The following is a 26,021-nucleotide window of genomic DNA, read 5'->3' on the forward strand; positions in this document are numbered from 1 at the left end:
GCTTTTTTATAGGTGACTCTAAATCTATTGAAGACTTAAAGTCACGATAGATCAATATTATTAACGCTTATCGTTGCGGTCACGAGTATTGCGCGTACCACGGCTGGCAGGGCTAGCACTGCTTTTAGGTTTTGCGCTGCTGTTGCGATTGTCGCTACCACTGCGGCTATCGCTACGACTATCAGTAGCGCGACGTGCTTTAAGCGGCTTGCTTCTGATACGCTCTTGCTTCTCTTTCGCTGCACCATGCAGACCCGTACCATAACGAGGACGCAAGCTCACAAGATCGGTCAAGGTATTGATGTCTTTTCTGTCGAGTTCTAAGAAACGACCAGTACGTAGCTCTTTCGGCAGGGCAATTGTACCGTAGCGCGTGCGTAGTAGACGGCTGACTTTTAGGCCTTGCGACTCAAACAAGCGACGTACTTCACGGTTACGGCCTTCTTTTAGCTGGACGTGATACCACTTGTTGACGCCTTCACCGCCACCGTCTTTGATATCTTCAAACTTTGCGAGGCCATCTTCTAGCATGACGCCAGCCGTTAATGCACGGGCAATCTCAGGTGTCACTTCACCCAATACACGTACCGCATATTCACGAGTGACTTCACCAGATGGATGCATCAAGCGATGCGCCATTTCACCATCATTGGTAAACAATAACAAACCTGTTGAATTGATGTCCAAACGTCCAACCATAACCCAGCGGTCATGAGTCAGTTTTGGTAAGCGCTCAAAAACGGTTGGACGGCCTTCTGGATCTTTAGCAGAGCAGACTTCGCCTTCAGGTTTGTAGTAAGCGATAACACGGCGACGCTTCTCATTTTCAGAGGTGTATTTAATCTGACGGCCATCAACGCGAATCTCATCGCCTTGTTCAACACGATCACCGATGGTTGCTGGGCCGTTATTGACAGTGACGCGACCAGCTTTGATGACTTCTTCCATCTGACGGCGTGAACCAAGACCCATGCGGGCGAGGGCTTTCTGTAATTTTTCGTCTTTCATAATCATAACCTTGAGTCGGTGGGTTTACATTTCTCAATGTAAAAAAATTTGGATTGACTATTCTACGCTATTTTGGCGGCTTTAGCACACAAACCTGTTGTTACTAGTTATATAAGTTGTTGTTAGGAAAATAAAATTGAATAAAAGTTTATTAACTATATACAGCTATTTCAAGCAGATGTCGGCTCAATTATATCGAGAGTTGTATTTTGATAAAAGACAGCCTTGTTTAATTGATACTAAATTATCGGTTGAAATATAAAGAGCGACATCAATTTTTAAAAGTTACAGAATTATTACTTGTATTCTTTGCTATCTGCTCACTATTTAATCCTTCTAGTTTGATCTGTTTTCAAATAAATTGGTTAGGTATTGTTATAAAAGGGCTGTATTAAAAATATAAAATAATTAGACGTAACTATATGAGGATTTATAAATATTGCGTTGTGTATAGTTTGAGTGTATATTTGATATATACATTCTTTTTAGTGAATATACTTATCATAGTGAGCGGCTTCGATTTTATGCAATATTATAAATATGAGTAACTGTTATGGTTTATAAATACATCATTTCTGTACGCAAGCGCTTTTTAATGACGAGCATTGTTGGCTTGTTATTAACACTCTCACTTGCAAGTTGCACAGTCAACTCAGGACTTCAGTCTGGAAATGTGCCTGAATCGGGTGCATTTACTGCAGAAAATGGCCTACAGTTTTATATTCAACCTTTGAATTTGGCGACCTTGCCACGTACAGAAGCCATTACCCCAGATCAGGATTTGTATCATTTAATTAAAACGTCTGGTCGAGTCAATTATGGAATTGCTAAAGGCGACATTCTCAACATCATACTCACCAGTTATCCAGATATTAATGCATCGACATCTAGCCTAACCGTTGATCAGCAAGGCTTTATACAGTTCCCACTGATAGGACGCATTCAAGCCAGCGGGATGAGTGTGCCGCAATTCACTGCAACCTTACAAAGTAAACTACAACGCTATCTGAAATACTCAGATCCTCAGGTCAAAATTATCAACTATCGTGGTAGCAAGTTTTTTGTAGATGGTGAAGTCAAGGAGTCTGGTGAGTTTACGATTGCTGATGTGCCAGTCTCCGTATATGGGGCAATCTCTATGGCAGGTGGTACGACTGATACTGGTGATTCAAATCATATTGTATTAAATCGCCAAGGCAAGAGTTACAAGCTAGGTATCCAATCATTACAGCAAATGGGACTGTCTGCCAATCAAATATATTTACAAGATGGTGACGCCATTCATGTCAACAGCCAAAGCCGTAATAGAGTCTATGTATTGGGTGAGTTTGGCAAAATTGAACCAGTTTCTATTCCTGAGCAAGGGCTGAGCTTGGCACATGTGTTAGGCGAGTCGAACGGGCTAAATTCTAATACTGCCAATGCTGCAAAAGTATATATCGTTCGTGATAACCCGCAATCACAATATACGCATATTTATTATGTCGATATGCAGAGCATCACAAGTTTGGCATTGGCGAGCCGTTTTGACATGCAGGCCAACGACATACTTTATGTAGATCCAACAGGTTTAGCACGCTGGAATCGTATCATCAGCGCCATTCTTCCCTCAACATCAGCAATCAATCTGATTTCAGGGATATAGGAGTCAATCATGAATACGTTTGACAGTATCTTATTCGTCTGCGTTGGCAATATATGCCGTAGTCCGATGGCCGCTGCTATTTTGACAGAGCGCTATCCAGACAAGCACGTAGATTCTGCGGGTCTATCAGCGTTAGTAGGGCACTTTGCAGATATCAAAGCAATAGAGTTGATGACCATTGACGATATAGATATTAGCTCACATATTGCCAAACCCATCAGCGAAGCGTTAGTCAGTCATGCAGATTTAATTTTGACGATGACAACTAGTCAAACCAAGTGGATTGAGAATCGGTGGCCACATTGCCGTGGCAGAATTTTTCGAATTGGGCATTGGATTGATAAAGATATTGTAGATCCTTATCAGCAGGATAAATCGGTATTTGAGACGAGTAGACAAGATATTGACGACAGTCTTGAACAGTGGGCTATTAAGATGAGTCAAGCGACTGAAATAAAAGAACTGAAGGTTAGTGAGTGCTATTAAGCGATAAACATTGGGTAGTGAGTATATGGTTATGAATAAAACAGATTCAAAAAACCTATCAATGCCTACGGGCAAAAAAGACACTGACGACATCGACTTAATGGCGCTGGTTTTAGTATTGCTGCGCGGTTGGAAAATAATAGCGCTCATGGTGGTATTGGGTTTATTGATAGGCTTTTTGTATACCCGTCATGTCAATCCAACGTTTAAATCAGATGCGCTGATACAAATTGAAGAAAATGTGCAAGGGGTGGAGGCACTTGGCGCGAGTATCTCAGAGTTGGTCGGTGCAGAAACAAGCAAAGCAGAAACAGAGGCAGAGCTTATAAGATCACGCATGATACTAGAGCCTGTAGTCGATCTACTGCATCTACGTATTAGGCTCACGGATTCTAATATTGGATATATTGATACGATCAAAAGAAACTATATAGAGACTCAAGTTAATACAACTGATGAAGTGTCACTGAATACCGAAAATGGCGTAGTAGAAATTAGTCAGTTTGATGTATCGAAAGCTTATTTGAATCAATCTTTTACTTTGAATAAATCTGCCACTGGATTTGTTTTAAGCAATAGTATTGATAATTTTAAAGGTCAGCTTGGTAAGCCTCATCAGTTTAAAGGGGCAAAAGGTCAGATTAACATCACCGTGACTGGATTACCGACGGGTAATTACCCGATTAGCATTAGTAAACAGACATTAAAAGCCACGACCGATGGTATAAATAGCGCCTTAACAGTTGAAGAAAAAGGTCAAAGCACGGGCATTATTCGGCTATCGATGACGGGTACAAATCAAGAGCAGATCACGACCATACTCAATCAAATAGTTCGATCTTACGTGGATCAAAACCAGTCGCGTGGTTCTGAAGAAACCACCAAAACGCTCACCTTTATGGAAACGCAGATACCGCTATTAAAAGGGAAACTAGAGGCGTCTGAAGCACTATTTAACGATTTTCGTAAAAAACACGGTACTATCGATGTGGCTCAAGAAGCTGAGTTGCTATTAAATGAAAAATCCCGAATCGACGGGCAGCTAAACGATCTTAAGCTCAAAAAAGCAGACTTGACCACGTATTATACTGAAGAACATCCCTTGGTCGTTCAAATTAATGAGCAGCTCAAAGTACTGAGTAATAGAACGAGACAAATCGAAAATACGGTGTCGGGTCTACCTGAAATTCAACGAGAATTTTTAAAACTATCAGAAGATACCGCCATCAATAGAGAAATCTATCTGACGTTACTCAAGAATTATGAACAACTAAAAATCGTGAAAGCGGGCCAGGTCGGCTATGCTCGTGTCATCGATACACCCACCAGTACCTTTAATGCCATTGCCCCTAATAAGCTACAAATCATGATGCTAGCCATACTGGTCGGCACGATGCTTGGAGTGATATTGGTTTTACTCAGAAACTTAATGAGGACGGTTGTAAAAGATCCAGAGCGCTTAGAGTCTAAGACAGGTATTCCGGTGATTGCCACTATTCCGCGCTCACCTTTACTGTCCAGATTGAGTAAAAATAAAAAGACTACCGATCGAATGCTTGCTCATGTGGACCACAGTAGTTTGAGTTATGAAGCCATCAAAAGCTTGAGAACAAACCTGATGTTTGGTATGCCCACAGGCGCAGTGGCTGGCGAGTCCGCACAAGTCATATTGATTACTGGAGAGAGCCCAGGTGTCGGCAAGTCTTTTATCGCTGCTAATTTGTCTGAGGTGTTTGCACAGCTTGATAAAAAAGTTTTGGTCATTGATGGTGACATGCGTTTAGGTGCGCTGCATAAGATGTTTAAGCTGAGCCCGCAAGACGGTCTCGCCGATTATTTGTTGCAGAATAAAAAGAGTGCGTCTCCCATTATCAGTAATCAAGCCGACAGCGAGGTATCTAGTCCAGAGATTAAGACTTTTATTCATCCTACTGGTATGGAAAACATTGATTTTATATCGCGCGGACAGTCGTCAAACAATCCTACTTCATTATTAATAGGTCAAAAGTTCAACCAGCTAATGGAAGTGCTGAAGACGCAATATGACTATATTGTCATTGACTCACCACCAATATTGGCAGCTTCAGATGCGATGGTGTTGGCGCAACATGCGGACAAGGTGCTTATCGTTACTAAATTTAATCGCTCAGTAGAAGGTCAGCTGATGTATGCGGTCAAGCAGATGAGTAAAGCCAATGTGCAAGTAGATGGCATTATTCTCAATGATGTACAGCAAAGCCGTATGAACAAATACAGCTATCATTACCATTATGCCTATGGAAATAACCGCTAATTAGTATTTTGTGGTTGTTCATTATCATCAATACAATTTAAGTGAGTGGATCTTATGTTTATAAAAACAGAGTCTAACAATGCTTATCGGTCGACTGGTGAGTTGCATCAATGGTCGAAGCGTGCGGCTCTGCTTTTATTATCATTACCACGGTTTGTCAAATGCTCTATTTTATTTAGCATAGATTATGCTGTATCAATTTCTTGCTTATTTTTAGCATTGGCATTACGACAAGGGTATGTGGCGCATCATGTCAGTCTTATAATATTGGTTTCATATGCATTTATCCCTGTGGCGAGCCTGTATCTTATCGGGTTTTATAGAGGTGCTTCTAGAGGTTTTTTTGATGCGGTAATGGGTCGTGTATTACAGTTGTTTTTGTTGCTTATTATCGTCTACCAAGTGCTTATCTATGTAAATCCCCTATCAATGATACCGCGCTCAGTACCCATCATATTTCTATTTTCTTTTTTTATCTGGCTATGGAACAGTCGCCTGATAATACGTACCTTTTTGAAACGGCTGCAGAAAACAGACAAAAAACGCCGTCCAAATGATTGCTGTGATAATGTGATTATCTATGGTGCAGGAGAAGCGGGTAGAGAACTGCTAGAAAGCTTGAGACATTCCCATAAATATAACGTGGTGGCGTATATCGATGATGATCAACAGCTGACAGGTGCTTATTTACATGGTAAAAAAATATATGCTGATCATGCTTTGCCATTGTTAATAGAGAAGTTTGCTGTGGCACAGGTGATTTTGGCGATGCCCTCTATGAGCCGTGCCCGAAAAAAGCAGATTATGGATAGCTTATCAGGCATTTCTGTGAAGATAAAAGACCTACCGAGCTTACGAGAGTTAGCAGACGAGCGGGTGACGGTCAGTCATATACGACCTGTCGATATTTTGGATGTGCTTGAACGCGATACTGTTGAACCCGTCGCTGAGTTGCTACAAAAAAACATCACTGGCAAAAACGTCCTCGTGACAGGTGCTGGTGGCTCTATTGGTAGTGAATTGTGTCGGCAAATTATTAAAAATAAGCCTAGATGCTTGGTGTTATATGAGCAGTCTGAATATGCTCTATACACGATAGATCAAGAGCTCAGAAATAAAAAGATAGAAAATATCGATTATCAAGATATTGAGATTATTAGTATTATTGGAAACGTGGGTAATGAAAAAAAATTAATCAATATATTCAAAATTAACCATATAAATACGATTTATCATGCAGCTGCCTACAAGCATGTCCCGATTGTTGAGTCGAATCCCTTTGAGGGAACGATTAACAATACCAAAGGCACCTATCATTGTGCTCGTGCTGCGATACAGGCCAAAGCGGATACTTTTGTATTGATTTCTACGGACAAAGCCGTGCGACCTACTAACATCATGGGCGCATCCAAACGCTTGGCTGAGTTGGTTTGCCAAGGCTTGAGCCAGCATAGTAGTCACACTTGTTTTAGCATGGTGCGTTTTGGCAATGTATTAGGGTCTTCAGGCTCTGTCGTACCGTTATTTACCAAACAGATTGAGCAGGGTGGTCCGATTACCATCACCCATCCAGACATAACACGCTACTTTATGACCATTCCAGAAGCGGCCAGTTTGGTGATTCAGGCAGGGGCTATGGCATTTGGTGGAGAAGTGTTTGTACTTGATATGGGTGCACCCGTCAAAATTGTAGACCTTGCTAAGCGTATGATTCGTCTGACTGGCTGCGAGTTAAAAGATGCGAACAATCCTAACGGAGATATAGAAATTGTGTTTACTGGATTGAGGCCGGGTGAAAAGCTCTATGAGGAGTTAATCATAGGCGAAGATAATATCGAAACCACGTTTCATCCGTTAATCATGCAAGCAATGGAGCATAGCTTTCCTTTGGAAGATATCGAAAATGTTTTGTTTGAGTTCATAGAAAAAGCCAAACAACAGGATGTGGCATGGCTAAAAACACAATTTAGAGCGTTTGTGGAAGGTTATCGAGAAGGGGATGATGTCAGGGTTGAGGTCGAAAAACTGACATCATCGCTGGTAGATGAGATTGGTTAATACAGTAGACAGGTAACCACAAGATTGTTAGTTTTTTATAAGTTATATGAAACATAAAATTGGATGATGAGTAATGGCCTCTGAAGTGTTTTTATCGATACAGAGCGTAATCAGTCGATTGAAAACCAGTCACTTTGTACGAGATGTGGCCATGGTTGGCGGCGGTATTGCGGCTGGTCAGGCAATCGCTATGGTCTTTATGCCGTTTCTCACCAGATTATATAGCCCTGAAGATTTTGGTATTGCTGCTACCTTTGCCGCAATCATCAGTATTATTACTCCGATTGCGACCATGGGTTATGCCAATGCCATTGTGATGCCTGATAGTGACGAGGATGCTGCAGCCATTATCAGGTTGTCTGTGTTACTCAGTTTGTTTGTCGCTGCTATATCATTCATCGTTGTCTATTTTGGTAATGTTTATTTGGCACGATGGACGGGTATGGAAAGTACACCATACATGTTGTATCTCATACCTTTGACGCTATTGGCAGGCGCGTTTCTATCTGTTGCTGATCAGTCTGCTATCAGAGTAGGTTTGTTTAAAGCCAAAGCTCGTGCTTATGTAGAGAGCAAGCTTGTGACAGATACCAGTAAGTTGATAGGAGGTATGTGGGCCCCCTCTGGTATGTTGCTTATTTTATTAACGATAGCAGGGCAGCTCACGAATTTTATGATGCAGATGCTTCGCGTGCCTAGGATTGGTGTATTAAATGTCCGAAACTGGTTTGGCACGGTTGGTATTCGTAACGCTGCTATATCGCAGCGTGACTTTGCCATATATCGCATGCCACAGAGCATGCTTAATGCTGCTTCAGTAGGGTTGCCCACTATCTTGTTAGCATCACTATTTAGTGCTTCTTCTGCTGGGCAGTATTCGTTGGCTGTTCTTGTGCTTGGCGCACCAGCAATGTTGTTAGGCCAAGCTGTTGGAGAGGTTTTCTATCCTAAGATTACGCGTGCGATCACAGCAAAGTCACCAGAAGCTTATCAATTTTTATTAAAAGTGACGGTAATTCTATTGGTGGTTGGTATTGTTCCATTCGGTACAGTGTTCGTTTTTGGCGATTATCTTTTTTCTTTAGTGTTTGGCGCAGAGTGGGCGTTAGCAGGTAGTTATTCGCAGTGGCTTTCTATTTGGCTTTTGACCAGCTTGGTATCGGGTGCGAGCACTGCGGCATTGCCAGCATTACGTTTGCAGCGTTTTCTTTTGATTAGAGAAGTGTTTGCAGTGATATTTCGTGCTGCAGCGCTGTATATAGGTTTTTACGTTTTTGAGTCAGATATGGTCGCTATTGCCCTGTTCTCATTTGTTGGGGTATTGCTTAGTTTATCTATCGTTTATGTCGCTTTTCGGCGTCTTGTTCATATCCATGAAGTGCAGCAGTAGGTAAATATCTTGACTGCGTTGGATGGCACAAAGGATATGCATTAGAAGTCTCAACTCAAGAGGCTCACTATGATTTCAGTTATTATCGCCGCATTTAATGCCGCTGCCACTATTGATCGTTGTATTAGTAGTATTGACGTTGCGAAAAAAAGCCATGAGATTGAGTTGATAGTTATTGACGATGGTTCTGATGATGAGACTGCTAGGTTATTGCATAGATGGGAAAGTGATAGGGTATGGATTACGGTGAAATATCAAAAAAATGGGGGTGTGGCAGATGCTCGTAATACAGGGCTTGATATCGCAACCGGCAACTACGTCGTTTTTATAGATGCGGACGACACTATCGACGATTGGTATTTTGACTTTGTCATTGCACAAGCGGTTGATCGGGATATCGAGATGTTGGCGTTTGGTCATAAGCGCATCATGCTAAATGGTGATGTAATCGAGCGCCATAATATTTCAGCAGAATATTCACGGCAAGATATTGAAATGCTACAGCTGAGAGTGACAGAGAATAGAAATATATATTGGTATGTAACTACCAAGGTTTATAGCAAAAGCCTGATAGCGGATTTACGGTTTAATTGTGACGTAAAGCTTGGTGAAGATGGTATTTTTAATATTGAGTGCTTGGATAAAGCGAACCATTTATCTGTCGTACCCGACTGTCCATATAACTACTATGAAAATGCTACTTCGATGACGAGTTTGCAATATAAGCCAGGGCTGTTGGAGTCTATTGAAGCAGACTATAAAGCCAGAATTAGGATACATGACTGGTCTATCAGTGCTACTGAGAAGCAAGTGTTGCTATCAGATTTTGCCCGTAGTTATATCGAGCATATGCTGCCATATTTACTCAATAATTTGGCGCATATTAGGGTGCGGAAACGTCGCACAGAGCTGATAAAAATACGCCAGTCTTTCGTTTATCAGAAATGTTTACCACATTACCATCAACGACACCCAGCACGAGGCATTCGTATCTTGATTTCATGTTTTTCACGACATTGGTATGTTATGACGTTGGTTTTTCTTCAACTGTCTTGGACTAAAGCAAAGGTAAAAAGACATGTTTAATATTGATTTGTTTCCTCAGGCATTAAAGAGTGATGAAAGCGGACAGACTCGTTCTTGTTTGCTGAAACAAACGGCTGCGAGCGAAAATTCTACCGAACAAGAATTGTGGTTTGCGTATCCTATTAATTTACCAATGCCAGAAGACGATGATTGCGATTCTTATTTACTAGCCACATTGTTGCCTGCGATGCAGCTGCGTGCGGCTATTCGTGTCCATGGTAGCGTGTCCCACGAGCTATTAGCCAACCTGACAGAACTACAGTATGTCTGGAATAAATGGTTACCAGAGCGTTATTTTCTGATTGATATACAAGTTGATCGTATTAGAGAGAGCGACGTACAAGTAGATGGTGCGATTGCTGCATTTTCTGGTGGTGTGGATGCTCAGTTTACCGCTTATCGTCATGCGACAGGCAGAGCAGGATACGCCACACGAGCTATTAAAGCTGGGGTTTTTGTGCATGGATTTGATATACCTTTAGAGGATACAGAAGGCTTTGCCAGTGCAGCAAAAATAGCGGCAAAAACACTTGCAGATATCAATATCGAGCTATTGCCAGTTGAGACAAATATTCGCACGCTTTGGTCTATCAACTGGGAAGACTATCATGCTGCTGCTATTGCCTCAGTATTATGCGGCTTAAAAAAATATGCTGGTATTGGACTCATCGGTAGTGGTGATTCTTATGATGTATTAATTAGTCCTTGGGGCTCACATCCAATTACTGATCCGCTGCTGAGTTCTGGCGACTTTAGAGTGATTCATGATGGCGCTGGCTTTAGTCGATCGGAGAAGCTTCAAGCGCTTTCAGCATGGCCCTTGGGTATTGAAAGCCTGCGTTTTTGTTGGGCAGGCGACCAGAATGATAGCAACTGCGGCCGCTGTGAAAAATGTGTTAGAACGCGTCTCAATTTTTTGGTCGCAGGTATAGATAATCCAAAATGTTTTAGCGAGCCCATTGATTCATCACTTCTTAAATCGATGGTTTTAAAAAATGAAATCGTACGTATAGATTGGAATCTAATTCGTCATGAGATAATTAAAACGGGCAGAGGTCTTGAATGGCTTCCATACATTGAAAAAGTACTCAAACGTAAACCATCTCCTAAATTGAATGGGTTGTTTCCTGTTGGCTCAAGGCGTCGTATGTGGGTGAAAAACATGTTAATGAGAAACAAATAAGGGAGCATTAAAAATGAATATTGCTGCTATAAAAAAGCTCATTCCGCTCAGATTAAAAAAACACTTAGCCGCTTATATGGGGGCGAGAGGTTTACCGTTACCAACTGGTAAACGGTGCTTTATTTTTCTTGCCGCTGACTATGGCAATATTGGTGATATTGCTATTTTTCACGCGCAAAAGCAGTATTTGCGACGTGTGCTGACCGATTATGATGTTGTTAGTGTGGCTATCAGTCAAACCAGATTTGTGCTCAATTCAATTAAACAGCAAATAAAAGAGACGGATATCGTCACTATCATCGGCGGCGGTAATATGGGTGGCACGTATCCTGATATTGAGGAGCTGCGCCAATTAGTCATCAAGTCATTTCCTACCAATCGCATTGTTTGTTTTCCTCAGACATTGGATTGGAGTGATTCTGCTAAGTCTAAGCGTGTATTGCATCGTATCGTAAACGTCTACGCCAAACATCCAGATATACATATCTTTGCCAGAGAGTCGATGACAGCGGCCAAGCTTAGCAAGCTTTTTGCTGAGTATAGCAATGTTCATATTGGTCTTGTGCCAGATATCGTCATGAGTGCAAACGCAGCAGTACTTGGAACGACAGATAAGTTAGCACCTTCAGGTATTTTGCGCTGCTTACGAGATGACAAAGAAGCTGCGCTATCAGGTGAGCAATATGCAATGATAGACAAAGCCTTAGCAGATACTGGTTATCAGATTGAAAAGACAGACACCCATGCTGGCGGTTCTCAATTGGACGAGGCACATTGCTCAAAGTTGCTAACTGACAAGCTTAGCCAGTTTCGTGCTGCAAAGTTGGTTGTAACTGACCGTTTGCATGGCATGATTTTATGTTTGCTATCGGGTACGCCTTGCTTGGTATTACCGAACTCCAATCATAAGATAAGACAGACGCAGTTGGACTGGTTACGTAATCATCCAAGACTCGTATTTTTAGAACTAGATGAGATTTCTGAGATTCCAAAGTTCATCGATAGGCTTCTGTCTCTACCTCACGGTACGATGATTGAGTCACCCGTTCACATCAATGAGTACAATGATTTAAAAAAATCGGTGGCCAGAATATGACCATTGCAGCCGAGCCATTAGTGAGCATTATCGTGCCAGTATATAACGTCGCGTCATATATTGACGCTTGCTTAGCATCTATCAAGCAGCAGACTTATAAAAATATTGAAATTATCGTCGTTGAAGATTGCTCTACTGATAATTCAAAACAGGCACTAACCCCACATCTCACAGATAAGCGCATAAAAGTCATTCAACATAATGAAAACAGTGGCCTTTCTGCTGCTCGTAATACCGGCATTAAATCTGCGATAGGCGAGTATATGATGTTCGTGGATTCCGATGATATTGTAGATATTCGCTTGGTGGCAGCTTGTGTAGATTGCGCCCTCACCACGAATGCAGAAGTAGTGACGTATGGTTTTGTACCGTTCAAAGAGGGAGTGGTAGAGACTGAACTACCGTATCCAGCTGCCAGCTTAGTATTCGCTGCTGCCAACATAGACGACTCTTATTTTAGCCTACCGCATTTTGCATGGCTAAAATTTATTCGGTCTAGTGTCGTGCGTTCTGCCTCGTTACATTTTCCAGTGGGTCTATATTACGAGGATTGGCCGTTTCATTGGCATCTCGGTTTATCTGCTAAGGTGAGATATCAACTGCCTATTGATTTTTATCTGTATAGACAGCGAGGTACGTCGATCACAGGTTCAACGGATAAAAAGCTATTAGACCTTTTCGTTATTCACTCAGAAGTCATGAGTCTAGTAGAGAGCTATCAAGCGGACGAAGTTAAAAAAATACTCGCCAATAAAATCAGACAAAGTCATTGGAGTATTCTTACCCGTATAGATAATGATTATTTAACAACGGCATTGGTACAAGCCAAGAAAGCAGATAAGACGCTACGATTAAAGGGTTATGAGAGCGATTCGACGTTAAGGAATATAGTGATCAGCAACATAGTACGTATGCCAAGCCAAGTCGCTTTGTCTATGTTGCAGGTGCTTCGTCAAGCGCTAGATAAAAGAGCAAGAATGAAAGGTTAAGAGAAGACAGGTTGAAAATACGTTTGGCTTTATGTTTCTTAATAGGTAAAGAGATGGCTATTCAGAGAGTACTGCACATAGTGGGGAAAATGGATCGTGCTGGGGCAGAGACCATGCTCATGAATCTATATCGCCATATGGATCATAATCAGATTCAGTTTGATTTTATTACCTTTACCGATGAGGTCGGTGACTATGATGCTGAGATAAAAGCGTTGGGGGGTAGAATTATACCCATTTTAGCCAGTCATTCATTGACGCGTATGTGGCAGCTTAAACGATTCCTTAAACAACACCCTGACTATCAAATCGTTCATGCTCATATGCTGTTGAACAATGCTTTTCATCTGTTGGCTGCTAAAAGTGCTGGCGTGCCGCATCGCATTTCACACTCTCATAGTACCAGTAACGGTAAAACCAATATCGTTAAAAAAATATATGAGCAATGGGCATTAATTACCAATCGTACATTAGCCACTAAGAGAATTAGCTGCGGTGACCATGCTGCAAATTACCTATTCGGTACTACAAAAGATGTGTGGCTACTTCCCAATGCCGTTGATATACAAAAGATGATGACAGTCGCTAACCAATCACGACATTATATCGATCAGGAGTTTGGTGCTAAAGGATTTGGAGATAAAGGGTTAAAAATTATTCAAGTCGGTCGTCTCAATGAGGTTAAAAACCATCAATTTTCTTTAGAAATCGCTGAGCAACTGAAAAAACGTCAGATTGATTTTACCTTATATATCGTTGGACAAGGTCCATTGGCTGCGATGCTAAAGCAGCAAGTGAAAGACAAATCACTGTGCAGCAATGTCAATTTTTTGGGTCTGCGTACGGATATTACAGAACTGATGGCCAGCGCAGATTATATGATCATGCCTTCTTTGCATGAAGGGTTTCCGGTTGTATTGGTAGAGAGTCAAACCGTTGGGTTAATAGCGTTGGTCTCTGATCAAGTATCACCTGAAGTGGATTTAGGGCTCGGATTGGTGCAGTTTTTACCTATTCATTCGGCTAAGGAGTGGGTCGATTGTTTATTGAAACCTAAAAACATACGGCCTAATGAAAAAGAAATAACAGAAGCACTAACTCTATATGGATTTAGTGCTGCGATAAACGCGGAAAAATTAACGCAAATGTATTTAAATATGAAATGACAGCTTTTACTGTTCATTTAAGTTTGATCCGACGTGATTTGAGTACAAGGAAAGAGAGTAAAAGTACTACACATAATAGGCTGAGCGAGCCTGATACTGTATCTGACTTATATAGAATTGACCATATCCACCTTATCGAGGGTTAAATGCTTCCATACCTGCTGGTTCTTAGCCTTGTTATCTTTTGGATCGTACTGGAGAAAAAATCTCTCAACCGTACGTCTTTTTGGTTGCCGTTAATTATTCTGACTTTATTTGCAGGCGCTCGGAGTTATCGTGTCGGTACAGATACAGGGAACTATACAAGAAATTTTAACAGTCAATTGAATGTCGAGTATTTTAGATTTAACGAAGACATTGAGTTTGGTTATCAAGTTTTAGAGTATGCATTGTTGAGCGTGACAAGTAGCTACTTTTGGCTTTTAACGATTACCAGCTTAATCATTGTGTACTGCTATCTTAAGATTATTAAAAAATACAGCGTTAACTATTGGTTTTCAGTATTTTTATTTATCACATTGGGTGTTTATACGTTTTTTTTCAATGGATTACGTCAAGGGTTGGCGATGGCAATATTTACATTGGCCGTCCCATATTTATTAGAAAAAAGACTTATTCCATATCTGTTGGTATGTGCGGTTGCTTCATTATTTCACGTTACCGCATTATTTATCATCCCATTTTATTTTATCGTCAACTTAAAGGTAAAACCTGTATATAAAATTTTGGCCACATTTCTAGGGTCATTATTGGTGAGTGGCGTACTAGTCTCTTATATTTCTTCTACCAATGATAGGTATGAAAATTATGCAAAAGCTTCTGAAGAAGCAGGTGGGTTTTTAACGCTAGGATTTTATACTGTCCTCATGCTTTTAATTATGCTTGTGAGTTACGTATATAAAATTAAAGATGAAAATTTCCAAAAATTAATAATGTTTTATGCATCAGGTGTGGTTTTTATCATACCGCTAGCGATGTTGGGTACGAGTCCTTCAGGTCCGCAAAGGTTACTGGCTTATTTTACGTGGACGTTAGTTCTAATACTTCCTGTGATGTTGAAAAAAATAAATAACGTTTATCTTTATATCGCTAGTGTGCTGTTGTTTCTCACTTACTTTATGTTGACGACATCGAGATTTAGTAACTTGAGTCCATATATTCTCAATCCGATATTTGAGGTTTTCTAATGAAAAATCAGCAGTACATATCCATTGGCATTCCTATTTATAACGCTGAAGCATACTTGGAAGATGCTATAAAGTCGGTATTGGCTCAAACGTATGAGCTATGGGAGTTGATATTAATTGATGATGGCTCTAAGGATGGTTCATTAACCATCGCTCGACGTTTTGAGAAAGCCGATAATAGAATAAAAGTCATTTCTGATGGGAAAAACAAAAAACTGCCAACTCGCCTAAATCAGCTCATTGATGAGTCTCAATATGACTATATTGCACGTATGGATGCTGACGACCTCATTCATCCAGACAGACTGACGATTCAAATGGCATTTTTAGAAAATAATACAGATTGTGATCTGGTGTCCACGGGTGTGGTGTCTATTGATAATAATAATAAGGTATATGGCTGTCGCCATGTAGATCGTATTTATACAGAGTTTGATGCAATTGCGCCAGCATATCCTATTGTGCATGCCTCTGTGTTGGCAAGAAAGAGTTGGTATGAACGCAACAGATATGATGAGAATTATCCAAGGTCTGAAGATTATGACCTATGGTGTAGAGCCATAGCCAGTCGAGATTTAAGATTGGCGGTATTGCCAGACTTATTATATTACTATCGAGAAGAGGGTAATTTATCATTAGTAAAAATCATTCGATCATACAAAGATAGCTTCAAGACCTACCGTGAATATAAAGGACGTAGTGGGTTAGGGTCTTTGAAACTCACCGTAAAAATGACAACAGTTAGATTGCTGGACTCTATGGGTTTATTGCAGCGCATAGCCAATAAAAGAAATAAATTAATGATGTCTAATGCACTTAAAACACGTCATCAAGCTGTCGTTGATAGCATCTGTGCTGAGTGAGTTCACTAATGAGAAACAATGAGGTGCTTAAATGAGTTTTAAAATATGCTTTCTTGTGACAGATGCCGTTTCATTTAATGCTCTATACCGCAATCAGCTTGAGTATATGAGGGACAATTCAGATTTTGACATTACGCTAATCTGTGGTGGTAATGAGGCGCAGCTAGATATTTTACGTGCGCGTAATATAGGTAAAGTGGTCAATTTAAATTTTCAACGCAAACCGTCTTTATTTGAAGACACTAAGTCACTGGCGCTGTTAACTCGTTATTTTCTATTGAACCGCTTTGATGTGGTGGTTTATCTAACTCCCAAAGCGCTATTATTAGGAAGTATTGCAAGTGCATTTACTTTGCAAAAGAGACGGATTGCTTTCAGTGTGGGTAGAGCTTATGAGAATTTTTCAGGTTTTAAAAAGCGAGTATTTCAGGGTTTTGATACATTAAGCTTTGCCTTGTCTCATGAAGTTCTATTTGTGTCTGAGTCGCTATTGGATGTATGTCTAAAAGAAAAGATTTTAAAAAAGAATAAATCAACTGTCATCGATAATGGCTCATTTAATGGCATAGATATTGATTTGCTTAGTCCTATAGATCAGCAGAAAAAAGATGCATTAAAAGAAAAATATAAAGTGCCTTTGGATTGTTTTTTAGTTTGTGTAGTAGGAAGAGTGTGTGAAGATAAAGGTCTAACAGACATTGGTTATATATCTGAAACACTCAAAAAAGAAAACGTCCACTTTATCTTTATTGGAGGTTTTGAAGATGATGTGGGGCAAGCCGTCGTAGAAAAAATGGTTAAAGACAATAGAGCTGTATACATATCAGCCAACCCAAATGTACACGAGGTTTTCCAGTGTGCTGATTTGCATTTATTTTTGAGCTATCGAGAAGGATTTGGCAGTGTTGCGATTGAAGCGGCAAGTTGCGGTGTTCCTACGTTTGCCTATGATGTTGTCGGTGTAAAGGACAGTGTGAAAGAAGGTGTTAGCGGTCAAAAATTTAAATTTAAGGATGCGGCAGCGGTGGCAACCGCGATTAGTGCCGCCACTACTGATAAGGGTTTTAAAAATAAATACCCTGAGGCAAGAAGTTGGGCTATCGTACATTTTGAACAAAAAAAGTTATGGCAAAGCTTTTTAAGTTTTTATTTGCCCAGTGTTGATGATGTTATAAATAACAGCGTAGATGGAAAAAGGCGGGCTGAACAATGATAAAACGACTATTCGATATTGTAGGTGCAACAACTGCTCTAGTAGTACTGTCTCCTGTCTATGTTGCAACTGCCTACAAAGTTAGCAAGAATTTGGGTTCACCCGTCTTGTTCCGTCAGACTCGCCCAGGACTGCATGGTCAGCCGTTCGAGATGACAAAATTTCGCTCAATGAAAGACAGTGTAGATACAGACGGCAATCTTTTGGAGGATGGTGAGCGATTGACATCGTTTGGGAAAGCACTGCGTAATACTAGTCTGGATGAGCTTCCTGAGTTATGGAATGTGGTTAAGGGTGACATGAGCTTGGTTGGCCCGCGCCCGTTATTGATGGAATATCTGCCATTATATAATGAAGAGCAATCTCGCCGTCATAAGGTACGACCAGGTATTACGGGGTATGCACAAATTAACGGTCGTAATGCTATTGGTTGGCAAGAGCGTTTTGAGCTTGATAATTGGTATGTGGACAATCAATCGCTATGGCTAGATATAAAAATCTTACTCAAAACAGTAAAAAAAGTCATCGTAAAGGATGGTATTAGCGCAGAAGGTGAGGCAACCATGAGCAAGTTTACGGGTAATGAGACTAGGGCATGTCCTAGTAAAAAGATGCTTTGATAGATTGAGAGCGCGCTCTAGCTATTCAATCAAGTCTTTGAGTATTAAAAGTATTATGTAAGAAGTAATAAACCATTAGACATAAGTACCATAGAGGAACATATGCTAAATACCCCTTTTTCACCTTGGCCAAGTTTTACGCAACAAGAGGCCGATGCCGTGAGTCAAGTATTGCTATCCAACAAGGTTAATTATTGGACAGGGCAAGAATGTCGTCAGTTTGAGCAGGAGTTCGCTGATTGGTCAGGTAGCAAGTACGCGATTGCGATGGGTAATGGTACTTTGGCCTTAGATGTGGCTTTGCAAGCGCTTGGGATAGGCGCAAATGATGAAGTGATCGTTACACCGCGTACCTTTATTGCCAGTATTTCATCGATAGTCAATGTCGGTGCGACGCCTATTTTTGCAGAGGTTGATGATGCGACAGGTAATATCACAGCCGACACCATCGCTGCTGTGTTGACTGATAAAACCAAAGGCGTTGTCTGTGTACACTTGGCTGGCTGGCCATGTGATATGGACGACATCATGGCACTCGTAGATACACATAAACTATATGTCATTGAGGATTGTGCACAAGCTCATGGCGCACAGTATAAAGGCCGTAGTGTTGGCAGCATCGGCCATATTGGTGCGTGGAGCTTCTGTCAAGATAAGATCATGACGACAGGTGGTGAAGGCGGTATGGTCACTACCAATGATGAGCATCTGTGGCGCAAAATGTGGGCGTATAAAGACCATGGTAAGAGTTATGCAGCGGTCTATGAAACTGAGCATGAACCCGGTTATAATTGGTTGCATGAAAGCTTTGGCACCAATTGGCGCATGACTGAGATGCAAGGCGTCATAGGGCGGATTCAGTTGGAGAGGATGAGTGATTGGACGGCCAAGCGTACTGCCAATGCCCAAGCGATACTCGATGCGTGTACTGGTTGGGAGGCACAGGGCTATCTGTCGGTGCCAAGACTAGAAACGTCTGCTCAGTTTTCAGATTCTAAACATGCGTACTATAAACTGTATGTATATGTGCAACCGGATAATCTACCTAATGATTGGTCCAGAGATCGTATTATTCAAATGATAAATGAGCAAGGCGTACCTTGTTTTTCTGGATCTGCTTCAGAGGTGTATTTGGAAAAAGCGTTTGATGATACAGGGTTACGCCCAGAGACTAGATTGCCAGTCGCAAAACAGTTGGGAGAGACCAGCTTGATGTTTTTGGTTCATCCTACACTGACCACCGCAGAGATAGAGCAAACCGTTCAAGCTATCGACAGCGTGTTTGGTTCAATAGCTAAATGAAGCATTGCTAATACGCATTGATGTTCCGTACCGAAGAAATGCCAATCTGATATCAGCTTTATGGTTCATTAAAGTATGGATTGAAAGTCATTAGAGGTTTATTGACAATAATGTGACATCGCTTAATAGAGTCTTTATAGAAATTTATGAGTATCTAACCTTATGCCATGCTAGGATTTTTGGACGCAGGCAGGTACAATATCACTATCAACCACACCTTGATTAAGGATAAGACAGGCATGCAAGCAATTGCGGCGCTGTCTTTATTTTTTTATCGTACCCTCTATTGGAGTTCTTATGTCTATTGCGTCTACTACCCAAGAGTCTGCCACCATTTTGGACGGCAAAGCACTTGCCAAACAAATAGAACAACAACTGCGCACGCGCGTGGATGCTATTAAGGATAAGACGGGACGTACACCAAGTTTAGCGACCATATTAGTTGGTGATGACCCAGCGTCTGCGACTTATGTACGCATGAAAGGTAATGCTTGTAAGCGTGTCGGCATGGACTCTATACGGGTTGAGATGCCAAGTGTCACCACCACTGAGCAGCTTATGGCAAAGATAGACGAGCTGAATAATAACCCAGACGTACATGGTATTTTGCTACAGCATCCTGTCCCTGCGCATATCGATGAGCGTGCGTGTTTTGAGCAGATCGATTTGGCAAAAGACGTCGATGGTGTTACCTGCCTTGGCTTTGGTCGTATGGCTATGCAGCAATCAGCATACGGTTCATGTACGCCGCAGGGCATCATGCATTTGTTAGAGCATCACAATATTGAGCTCTCAGGCAAAGAAGCAGTGGTCGTCGGTCGCAGTGCCATCTTAGGTAAACCAATGGCGATGATGCTATTGAACGCTAACTGTACAGTGACCATTTGCCATTCTAGAACTCAGGATTTAGCGTCGCATATTAAGCGTGCTGATATCGTGGTTGGAGCTGTAGGTGTGCCAGAACTAATTAAAGCAGAGTGGATAAAAGCGGGCGCGGTCGTCATCGATGCAGGGTTCCATCCTACTGATAATGGCGGCGTGGGTGATATCGAGCTAGCAGGTGTAGAGAATATCGCCAGTGCTTATACGCCAGTACCTGGTGGTGTTGGTCCAATGACTATCAATACCTTGATTCGTCAGACCGTTGATGCCGCTGAAAAGTCAGCAGGTTTGTAGTTCGATTAAAAAGAGTGTGATAGGAATACTGATTGCCGATATATAAGGGGCCTGAGGCAATAATAACTCAGGCTAAATCAACCACATTTCAGTTGATAGGACCTAAACATGGCTAAAAAAAACGTAGGTATTCATGAGCGACTACAGAGTATCGGTAGAGAGTTTGTCGATATCTGTCATTACGTTATCTTATTTCTAATCAGTGTGGTGGTCGTGTGGACGGCAGGCAAGGAGTTTATTGAGATCGTCCAAAAAGGCTCAGCAGACTTAAAAGATATCTTGATGTTATTTATTTATCTTGAGCTACTAGCCATGATAGGTATTTATTTTAAAACCCACCGTCTGCCAGTACAGTTTTTGATATTCATTGCGATAACGGCGTTGTCACGGCATTTGGTGGTCGATGTACAGGCCGTCTCAGATTATTTTCATTTGTGGCTACTGGCGACGATTTCTGTGGCTATTATGCTGTTGAGTGCTTCTATCGTAATACTGACATGGACAGCAAAAACCTTTGGCCGCCCAGAGGATAATCTTGATAAACAGCATGCAAACTTAACGGTTAAAGCACTGTTGCCTGATAATGCGCAAGCGCCCGATAGCCATACCAAGCATCGCCGTGAGTAATATATAATGACCGGCACAAAAAAGGGCTACCAACGGATAGCCCTTTTTTATTGCCCGCTCAAACTTTATATTTTACCTTTAAGGATTTAAATATCTTTCGAGGGTGTCAACTTAGGCATGGTTATCAAACTTCTAATCATGCACCTAACCGCTATCATCTTCCTAAGCAATATTATACAACTAACCATCATATAAAGCAGTACTATGTAGGCCATCTGCGGCGACAGTACTTTCTAAATAGGTGCTTTCTACATAAATGGTTTTGGTTGAGCGCATGATATTACCGGCATTGTCTGTGGCTTCTAGGAGGATAGTATTACTACCTAAAGCCAATAAAATACGATCCTTAAAATGACCTTCAGTATCCACTTCTAAGGTGTGTGCTGACTCTTCGTTGAGCTTATAAGTTAGCGATTTAACACCATTACTGTCTTGTACTTGGCCTGAGACAAACAAGTCTGCAGTCGTGCTATAGCCATCCGTAAAGTTACTATCGGTGGTTAATAAAGGCGGAGTTCCATCAATGATAGCGACGGCCATGTCAGAACCATCATCGCCACAAGCTGCAACTACCAAAGCAGTAGCAACGAAAGTTATGGTTCGAATAAGGTGAGATAAGCGCATAAAAAACCTTAATAAGTTCACAGTAGTATCATGTCAAAATATCAGCATAGCGAAGAGTAGAGGCGCAATCACTACATTTGATAAGCTTTGCGAGTTTGACGTGGCTCATCATATTTTTGAAATTGAGATTATATCAATCATGAGACAAGCTTAATAATAATATTGCAAATAGGAAATATTATCAATAATTAAATAAAAAAGCAGCATCATTGGCGATACTGCCTTTCATTTAACTATTGAAAAAACCATTAATAACTTTATTGGTAAACGTGTGCTATAACCATTTGAGTCTCTTGAAGTTATAATACAGATAGCCACACAACGAACCAATAATGAGCATGATCACAAGGTAAGAATACTGCCAGTGTAGCTCAGGCATAAAGTCAAAATTCATCCCATAGATACCAGCGATGGCCGTGGGCACAGCTAAGATACCTGCCCAAGCCGCAAGCTTACGCACCACCTCATTCTGTCCCATATTGACCATGGCCATATAGGTGTTCATGACCACGCTAAGCATCTCATTAAGCCCGTTGATAGCATCTAGTGAATGTAATAGATGGTCATTTACGTCGCGAAAATAGGGCTTTGCCGCTTGAGAGAAGCCAGAGACCAGCTCGCTTTTTTTATGATTGATAAAAAAGCTACAGATGTCTTGTACCGGCAAAATAATGGCACGCATATGTACCAGTTGCGATTTCAGCTCATAAAGGTTTTTTAGCGTGCTCTTGTCAAATTCAGAGGTGAAAACGTAGCGCTCTTGCTCACGTAGATATCGGCCCAAGCGATCGGTGACTGGCATATAGTTATCAACGATAAAATCGAGAATGGCATGCAGCACAAATATTGGTCCCATACGCAGCTTTTCAGGTCGACGATTACAATGCTCGCGGACAGGTGCGTAGGAGTTTGATGGGCCATTGCGAATAGTGATTAGGTAGTTTTTACCCATAAATATCGCTGTCGTACCATAACGAATAACTTTGTCTTCCAGCTTGGCCGTACGCAATACGACGAAAACCATGTCGTTGTCATAATTCTCGACTTTAGCACGCTGATGATCAGCGAAAGCATCTTCAATCGCCAGTTCATGCAGACCAAATGCTTCTTTGACTTTGACCATGGTCTCTAGGCTAGGATCGTATAAACCCAGCCAAACAAACTGACCGTTGTTACTCAAAGCGCGACTCACATCATTCAGGGCAACTTTATTAAGTTTTTCGCCCGTCTTACGCGAGTAAGCATAGCAATTGACAACCTCGTCCTCACTCGACAAGTCAATATCTTCATAGCGCTCAGAGTCAGGATCGTAGACCGTCATGGTCTCGATAGTGTCCTCATTCGTTGCGTCAGTATCGCCGTAGATATAACTGCCGTTATTGTCTAAATATAAGTGTGAGTCATTCATATCGGCATAAAGACGGCTGATATTGGAGTCGGGTGCAATACGTGCTGTTTTTTGAATCAACGGATCATTATTGTTTTCCATACACCCTCCTTTAATAAGTAGTACCAACCCCAAAAAATACGATTAGCTGTGTCAAACTTGTTTAGTCTACAATGCGTAGTACTTGCACTCGTTTTCCTTGCGACTCTAATTTTTGTGAGTGGTATAAAAAAATATATCGATACCGCAACTCATGTCACAACTCATGTTAGCACTTATGCCACGCTCTAAAGGGCATAGCGCTTTAACGTATCAATATCGACTAAGCTCAATAAACTCTCATGACAGGCTTCGAGTTTGATTTGCGGTGCAATATCGAAGTCTAGTGCTTCAACCCAGCGTAGGGCACAGATACACCAGTAGTCACCAGGTTTCAGGCCTGCAAAATTATATTCAGGTAGTGGCGTAATAAGGTCATTGCCGCGACTGGCAGAAAAGTTTAAAAACTCGCTGGTCATCTTGACGCAAACAGTATGCTGGCCGACGTCGTGATTGCCAGTATGACAAAAGCCATTGCGATAGTAGCCAGTGATAGGGTCGAAGCAGCAGCTGGCAAGTGCTGTACCTAAAACGTTGGCTTGGTTGATGGCTGGGTTTGGGTGATAATCAGATGACATAAGGCTTCCGAGATAAAAGTATGCGTTAGTGTACCATGAGTCTATACTGAGGTCGTTGTTGAAACTCTGCGCAAGATGCTCTTTATTGTATAGAATGATTGTGACGTTTCTCAATCGAACTATTACTTATGTAAGGTATAGATAATCTTCATGGCTTTAGTGTTGATAAGGCGTAATTAGATGGTGATTGTGGCCAATTGTCACTAGGCGAACCTTAACTGCTATGCTAAACTAAAACCGTAAAGCGCCTTGATTATTTATCGCCGTTTATTAGCGCATAAAGATACTCGTCTTATCATTCTAAATAATACTTATTACTCACCCTTTTGCGGTTACCTAGTTTGTTTATAAATAATTGGGTCAATGATGTTGTGCGTTAAAAATAAAAATGCGTGACGTCAATGCAATTGTAAATATAACCTTTAAGTACCGCATCAGTACCGCGTTTTTGGTAAGCGATACGCCAAACAAGGATTTATTGTGTCTGTCAGTCCTGATTTTGCAAAACCTGCCCCGTCAAATACTACCAATCAAGCAGCGACTCAGCATGCCAACGATGCTGCTGCATCTACGCCGTATCTAAGTCATTTTTCTAGCGATGTTGCCAACAGCTGGCTACTGCCTGATGGTGTGGTCGATGTGCTGTTTGAAGATGCGCATAAGCAAGAAGTGCTTAGGCATCAATTGACCAAACAGCTTATCTCTCATGGCTATCAACTCGTAAACCCACCAATGATTGAGTTTACTGAGTCGTTGCTAAGTGGTGCCTCAGAAGATTTAAAGCGTCAAACCTTTAAAATCATCGATCAGTTGACAGGCCGATTGATGGGCTTGCGTGCGGATATCACACCACAGATTTTGCGTATTGATGCGCATCATGGTGGTACGGGTATTGCACGTTATTGTTATGCAGGCGATGTGATTCATACTTTGCCATCAGGGCTGTTTGGCTCACGTACGCCTTTGCAGCTCGGTGCTGAGATATTTGGTTGTGCCTCGCTTGCCGCAGATATTGAGCTGATAGATGTGTTGTTCACGATGGTGAATACACTGAATATGAGTGCTGCGCTACATATAGACTTGGGGCACGTCGCCATATTCAAGCGCTTAGCAGAGTTGGCTCAATTGTCTGACCATGACACTGAGCAACTGATGCATCTATATGCCAATAAAAACTTGCCAGAGCTCAAGCGTGTCTGTCAGTCATTGCCATTGGGTGATGATTTCTATGCATTGGCACGCTTTGGCCACGATATTACCAATCTATTGGCGAGATTGTCAGAGACTGCGCAGCAAGACACGCAAGTCGCAACTGCTATCAATGAATTACAACGTCTAAAAACACATCTGCAAGAGCAGTGGCAGTGCCCTGTGAGTATCGATGTGACGGAATTATCAGGCTATCATTATCACACTGGTATCGTATTCAACGGTTATATCAATAGTGAGACTCAGCCACTGGTACGTGGCGGTCGTTTCGACGGTATGCAAAGCGGCAATCAATTAGCAATCAATCAGCCACGTGAAGCCACTGGCTTTAGTATGGATGTCAGTCGTTTGCTAGCGCACACTCAGCTTGAGGCGCCAATTATCGTATTGGTCGACTATGAAGCATTGAGCCGTGCAAGCCAAGAGCAAATGCAGACGCTGTTGCAGCAAGTTGAGAGTTTACGCCAGCAAGGTTATCGCGTCACCATGCCATTAGATATAGCAGATTGCCCAGTTGGCATGACGCATCGCCTGAGCTTTGTCGATAATCATTGGCAGTTACAGAATATTTAAGCATTAATTTTAATAGTATGACCATTTTTTAACGTTTTTAAAATTAAGATAACGAAAGTTATAGTTGATTCAGTTTAAAAGAGAGTCAAGGAAACCGAGTGCAGAGGTATATGTCATACTTCAAGCGAGGTTAACGCTGTCACTCTTTTATATAGGATTGGCT

General features: G+C 41.5%; 22 protein-coding genes. 18 read left to right on the top strand and 4 right to left on the bottom strand.

Features of this window, described 5'->3' with window-relative positions; translation table 11 throughout:
- Positions 1-60 precede the first annotated feature (60 nt).
- Positions 61-1,008 (bottom strand): 23S rRNA pseudouridine(2605) synthase RluB, encoded by a 948-nt coding sequence (gene rluB / locus AAEY75_RS02925; RefSeq protein WP_194362818.1) that lies wholly within the window; start codon positions 1,006-1,008, stop codon positions 61-63.
- Between the two features lie 553 nt (positions 1,009-1,561).
- Here rluB and AAEY75_RS02930 point away from each other — a divergent pair.
- The 17 genes from AAEY75_RS02930 (at position 1,562) to AAEY75_RS03010 (ending at position 21,388) form a co-directional block, all read left to right on the top strand.
- Positions 1,562-2,653 (top strand): polysaccharide biosynthesis/export family protein, encoded by a 1,092-nt coding sequence (locus AAEY75_RS02930; RefSeq protein ID WP_352258307.1) that lies wholly within the window; start codon positions 1,562-1,564, stop codon positions 2,651-2,653.
- 9 nt (positions 2,654-2,662) lie between these two features.
- Positions 2,663-3,139: a low molecular weight protein-tyrosine-phosphatase gene (locus AAEY75_RS02935; protein WP_352258309.1), complete on the top strand. Its 477-nt coding sequence runs from the start codon at positions 2,663-2,665 to the stop codon at positions 3,137-3,139.
- A 31-nt stretch (positions 3,140-3,170) separates the two neighbouring features.
- Positions 3,171-5,432, top strand: a complete 2,262-nt coding sequence (locus AAEY75_RS02940; protein WP_352258311.1) for a polysaccharide biosynthesis tyrosine autokinase — start codon at positions 3,171-3,173, stop codon at positions 5,430-5,432.
- A 54-nt stretch (positions 5,433-5,486) separates the two neighbouring features.
- Positions 5,487-7,490, top strand: coding sequence for a polysaccharide biosynthesis protein (locus AAEY75_RS02945; protein ID WP_352258313.1), 2,004 nt, complete (start codon positions 5,487-5,489; stop codon positions 7,488-7,490).
- Positions 7,491-7,563: 73 nt separating this feature from the next.
- Positions 7,564-8,880: a lipopolysaccharide biosynthesis protein gene (locus tag AAEY75_RS02950; RefSeq protein WP_197218331.1), complete on the top strand. Its 1,317-nt coding sequence runs from the start codon at positions 7,564-7,566 to the stop codon at positions 8,878-8,880.
- A gap of 69 nt (positions 8,881-8,949) precedes the next feature.
- Entirely contained in the window at positions 8,950-9,966 is a 1,017-nt protein-coding gene (locus AAEY75_RS02955) for a glycosyltransferase family 2 protein (RefSeq protein ID WP_352258315.1), read from the top strand.
- Entirely contained in the window at positions 9,959-11,149 is a 1,191-nt protein-coding gene (locus AAEY75_RS02960) for a hypothetical protein (protein WP_197218333.1), read from the top strand. Before AAEY75_RS02955 ends, AAEY75_RS02960 begins: the two co-directional genes overlap by 8 nt.
- Before the next feature lie 13 nt (positions 11,150-11,162).
- Positions 11,163-12,245, top strand: coding sequence for a polysaccharide pyruvyl transferase family protein (locus tag AAEY75_RS02965; RefSeq protein ID WP_352258317.1), 1,083 nt, complete (start codon positions 11,163-11,165; stop codon positions 12,243-12,245).
- Positions 12,242-13,234, top strand: coding sequence for a glycosyltransferase family 2 protein (locus AAEY75_RS02970; protein ID WP_197218335.1), 993 nt, complete (start codon positions 12,242-12,244; stop codon positions 13,232-13,234). Before AAEY75_RS02965 ends, AAEY75_RS02970 begins: the two co-directional genes overlap by 4 nt.
- A gap of 53 nt (positions 13,235-13,287) precedes the next feature.
- Positions 13,288-14,400, top strand: coding sequence for a glycosyltransferase (locus tag AAEY75_RS02975; RefSeq protein ID WP_227681510.1), 1,113 nt, complete (start codon positions 13,288-13,290; stop codon positions 14,398-14,400).
- 146 nt (positions 14,401-14,546) lie between these two features.
- Positions 14,547-15,587 carry an EpsG family protein gene (locus AAEY75_RS02980; RefSeq protein ID WP_352258320.1) on the top strand — a complete coding sequence of 347 codons (1,041 nt, stop codon included), beginning with the start codon at positions 14,547-14,549 and terminating at the stop codon, positions 15,585-15,587.
- Positions 15,587-16,450 (top strand): glycosyltransferase family 2 protein, encoded by an 864-nt coding sequence (locus AAEY75_RS02985; protein WP_197218337.1) that lies wholly within the window; start codon positions 15,587-15,589, stop codon positions 16,448-16,450. Before AAEY75_RS02980 ends, AAEY75_RS02985 begins: the two co-directional genes overlap by 1 nt.
- 31 nt (positions 16,451-16,481) lie before the next feature.
- Positions 16,482-17,663, top strand: a complete 1,182-nt coding sequence (locus AAEY75_RS02990; protein ID WP_197218338.1) for a glycosyltransferase — start codon at positions 16,482-16,484, stop codon at positions 17,661-17,663.
- Positions 17,660-18,283 carry a sugar transferase gene (locus tag AAEY75_RS02995; RefSeq protein WP_197218339.1) on the top strand — a complete coding sequence of 208 codons (624 nt, stop codon included), beginning with the start codon at positions 17,660-17,662 and terminating at the stop codon, positions 18,281-18,283. The genes AAEY75_RS02990 and AAEY75_RS02995 overlap by 4 nt, the downstream gene beginning before the upstream one ends.
- Before the next feature lie 102 nt (positions 18,284-18,385).
- Positions 18,386-19,585 (top strand): DegT/DnrJ/EryC1/StrS family aminotransferase, encoded by a 1,200-nt coding sequence (locus AAEY75_RS03000; protein WP_197218340.1) that lies wholly within the window; start codon positions 18,386-18,388, stop codon positions 19,583-19,585.
- A gap of 297 nt (positions 19,586-19,882) precedes the next feature.
- Positions 19,883-20,761, top strand: coding sequence for a bifunctional methylenetetrahydrofolate dehydrogenase/methenyltetrahydrofolate cyclohydrolase FolD (folD, locus tag AAEY75_RS03005; protein WP_197218341.1), 879 nt, complete (start codon positions 19,883-19,885; stop codon positions 20,759-20,761).
- A 108-nt stretch (positions 20,762-20,869) separates the two neighbouring features.
- Positions 20,870-21,388 (top strand): phosphate-starvation-inducible protein PsiE, encoded by a 519-nt coding sequence (locus tag AAEY75_RS03010; RefSeq protein ID WP_194196915.1) that lies wholly within the window; start codon positions 20,870-20,872, stop codon positions 21,386-21,388.
- A gap of 180 nt (positions 21,389-21,568) precedes the next feature.
- On the opposite strand, the gene AAEY75_RS03015 is transcribed toward AAEY75_RS03010, so the two are convergent.
- The 3 genes from AAEY75_RS03015 to AAEY75_RS03025 all read right to left on the bottom strand — a co-directional run bounded on the left by AAEY75_RS03015 (position 21,569) and on the right by AAEY75_RS03025 (position 24,076).
- Entirely contained in the window at positions 21,569-22,012 is a 444-nt protein-coding gene (locus AAEY75_RS03015; protein ID WP_197218342.1) for a hypothetical protein, read from the bottom strand.
- A gap of 274 nt (positions 22,013-22,286) precedes the next feature.
- A complete protein-coding gene (corA, locus tag AAEY75_RS03020; protein ID WP_197100678.1) occupies positions 22,287-23,501 on the bottom strand; it encodes a magnesium/cobalt transporter CorA in 1,215 nt (404 codons plus the stop codon).
- A gap of 185 nt (positions 23,502-23,686) precedes the next feature.
- The gene (locus AAEY75_RS03025; protein WP_197218343.1) at positions 23,687-24,076 is read right to left on the bottom strand and encodes a DUF2237 family protein; all 390 of its coding nucleotides are present in this window, start codon (positions 24,074-24,076) and stop codon (positions 23,687-23,689) included.
- 480 nt (positions 24,077-24,556) lie between these two features.
- Between AAEY75_RS03025 and AAEY75_RS03030 the strand changes: the two genes are divergently transcribed.
- The gene (locus AAEY75_RS03030; RefSeq protein ID WP_352258324.1) at positions 24,557-25,858 is read left to right on the top strand and encodes an ATP phosphoribosyltransferase regulatory subunit; all 1,302 of its coding nucleotides are present in this window, start codon (positions 24,557-24,559) and stop codon (positions 25,856-25,858) included.
- Positions 25,859-26,021: the final 163 nt, after the last annotated feature.

The organism is Psychrobacter sp. TB55-MNA-CIBAN-0194 (genome assembly GCF_040309505.1).
Classification (GTDB): Bacteria; Pseudomonadota; Gammaproteobacteria; order Pseudomonadales; family Moraxellaceae; genus Psychrobacter; species Psychrobacter fozii.

Coding starts and splice junctions, on each gene's coding strand:
- AAEY75_RS03015 (WP_197218342.1), bottom strand. CDS start 22,012: ATGCGCTTATCTCACCTTATTCGAACCATAACTTTCGTTGCTACTGCT.
- AAEY75_RS02975 (WP_227681510.1), top strand. CDS start 13,288: ATGGCTATTCAGAGAGTACTGCACATAGTGGGGAAAATGGATCGTGCT.
- AAEY75_RS03010 (WP_194196915.1), top strand. CDS start 20,870: ATGGCTAAAAAAAACGTAGGTATTCATGAGCGACTACAGAGTATCGGT.
- AAEY75_RS02960 (WP_197218333.1), top strand. CDS start 9,959: ATGTTTAATATTGATTTGTTTCCTCAGGCATTAAAGAGTGATGAAAGC.
- AAEY75_RS02950 (WP_197218331.1), top strand. CDS start 7,564: ATGGCCTCTGAAGTGTTTTTATCGATACAGAGCGTAATCAGTCGATTG.
- AAEY75_RS02980 (WP_352258320.1), top strand. CDS start 14,547: ATGCTTCCATACCTGCTGGTTCTTAGCCTTGTTATCTTTTGGATCGTA.
- AAEY75_RS02955 (WP_352258315.1), top strand. CDS start 8,950: ATGATTTCAGTTATTATCGCCGCATTTAATGCCGCTGCCACTATTGAT.
- AAEY75_RS03025 (WP_197218343.1), bottom strand. CDS start 24,076: ATGTCATCTGATTATCACCCAAACCCAGCCATCAACCAAGCCAACGTT.
- AAEY75_RS02985 (WP_197218337.1), top strand. CDS start 15,587: ATGAAAAATCAGCAGTACATATCCATTGGCATTCCTATTTATAACGCT.
- AAEY75_RS02990 (WP_197218338.1), top strand. CDS start 16,482: ATGAGTTTTAAAATATGCTTTCTTGTGACAGATGCCGTTTCATTTAAT.
- AAEY75_RS03000 (WP_197218340.1), top strand. CDS start 18,386: ATGCTAAATACCCCTTTTTCACCTTGGCCAAGTTTTACGCAACAAGAG.
- AAEY75_RS02945 (WP_352258313.1), top strand. CDS start 5,487: ATGTTTATAAAAACAGAGTCTAACAATGCTTATCGGTCGACTGGTGAG.
- AAEY75_RS02965 (WP_352258317.1), top strand. CDS start 11,163: ATGAATATTGCTGCTATAAAAAAGCTCATTCCGCTCAGATTAAAAAAA.
- AAEY75_RS02935 (WP_352258309.1), top strand. CDS start 2,663: ATGAATACGTTTGACAGTATCTTATTCGTCTGCGTTGGCAATATATGC.
- AAEY75_RS02995 (WP_197218339.1), top strand. CDS start 17,660: ATGATAAAACGACTATTCGATATTGTAGGTGCAACAACTGCTCTAGTA.
- AAEY75_RS02970 (WP_197218335.1), top strand. CDS start 12,242: ATGACCATTGCAGCCGAGCCATTAGTGAGCATTATCGTGCCAGTATAT.
- AAEY75_RS02940 (WP_352258311.1), top strand. CDS start 3,171: ATGAATAAAACAGATTCAAAAAACCTATCAATGCCTACGGGCAAAAAA.
- rluB (WP_194362818.1), bottom strand. CDS start 1,008: ATGAAAGACGAAAAATTACAGAAAGCCCTCGCCCGCATGGGTCTTGGT.
- folD (WP_197218341.1), top strand. CDS start 19,883: ATGTCTATTGCGTCTACTACCCAAGAGTCTGCCACCATTTTGGACGGC.
- AAEY75_RS02930 (WP_352258307.1), top strand. CDS start 1,562: ATGGTTTATAAATACATCATTTCTGTACGCAAGCGCTTTTTAATGACG.
- corA (WP_197100678.1), bottom strand. CDS start 23,501: ATGGAAAACAATAATGATCCGTTGATTCAAAAAACAGCACGTATTGCA.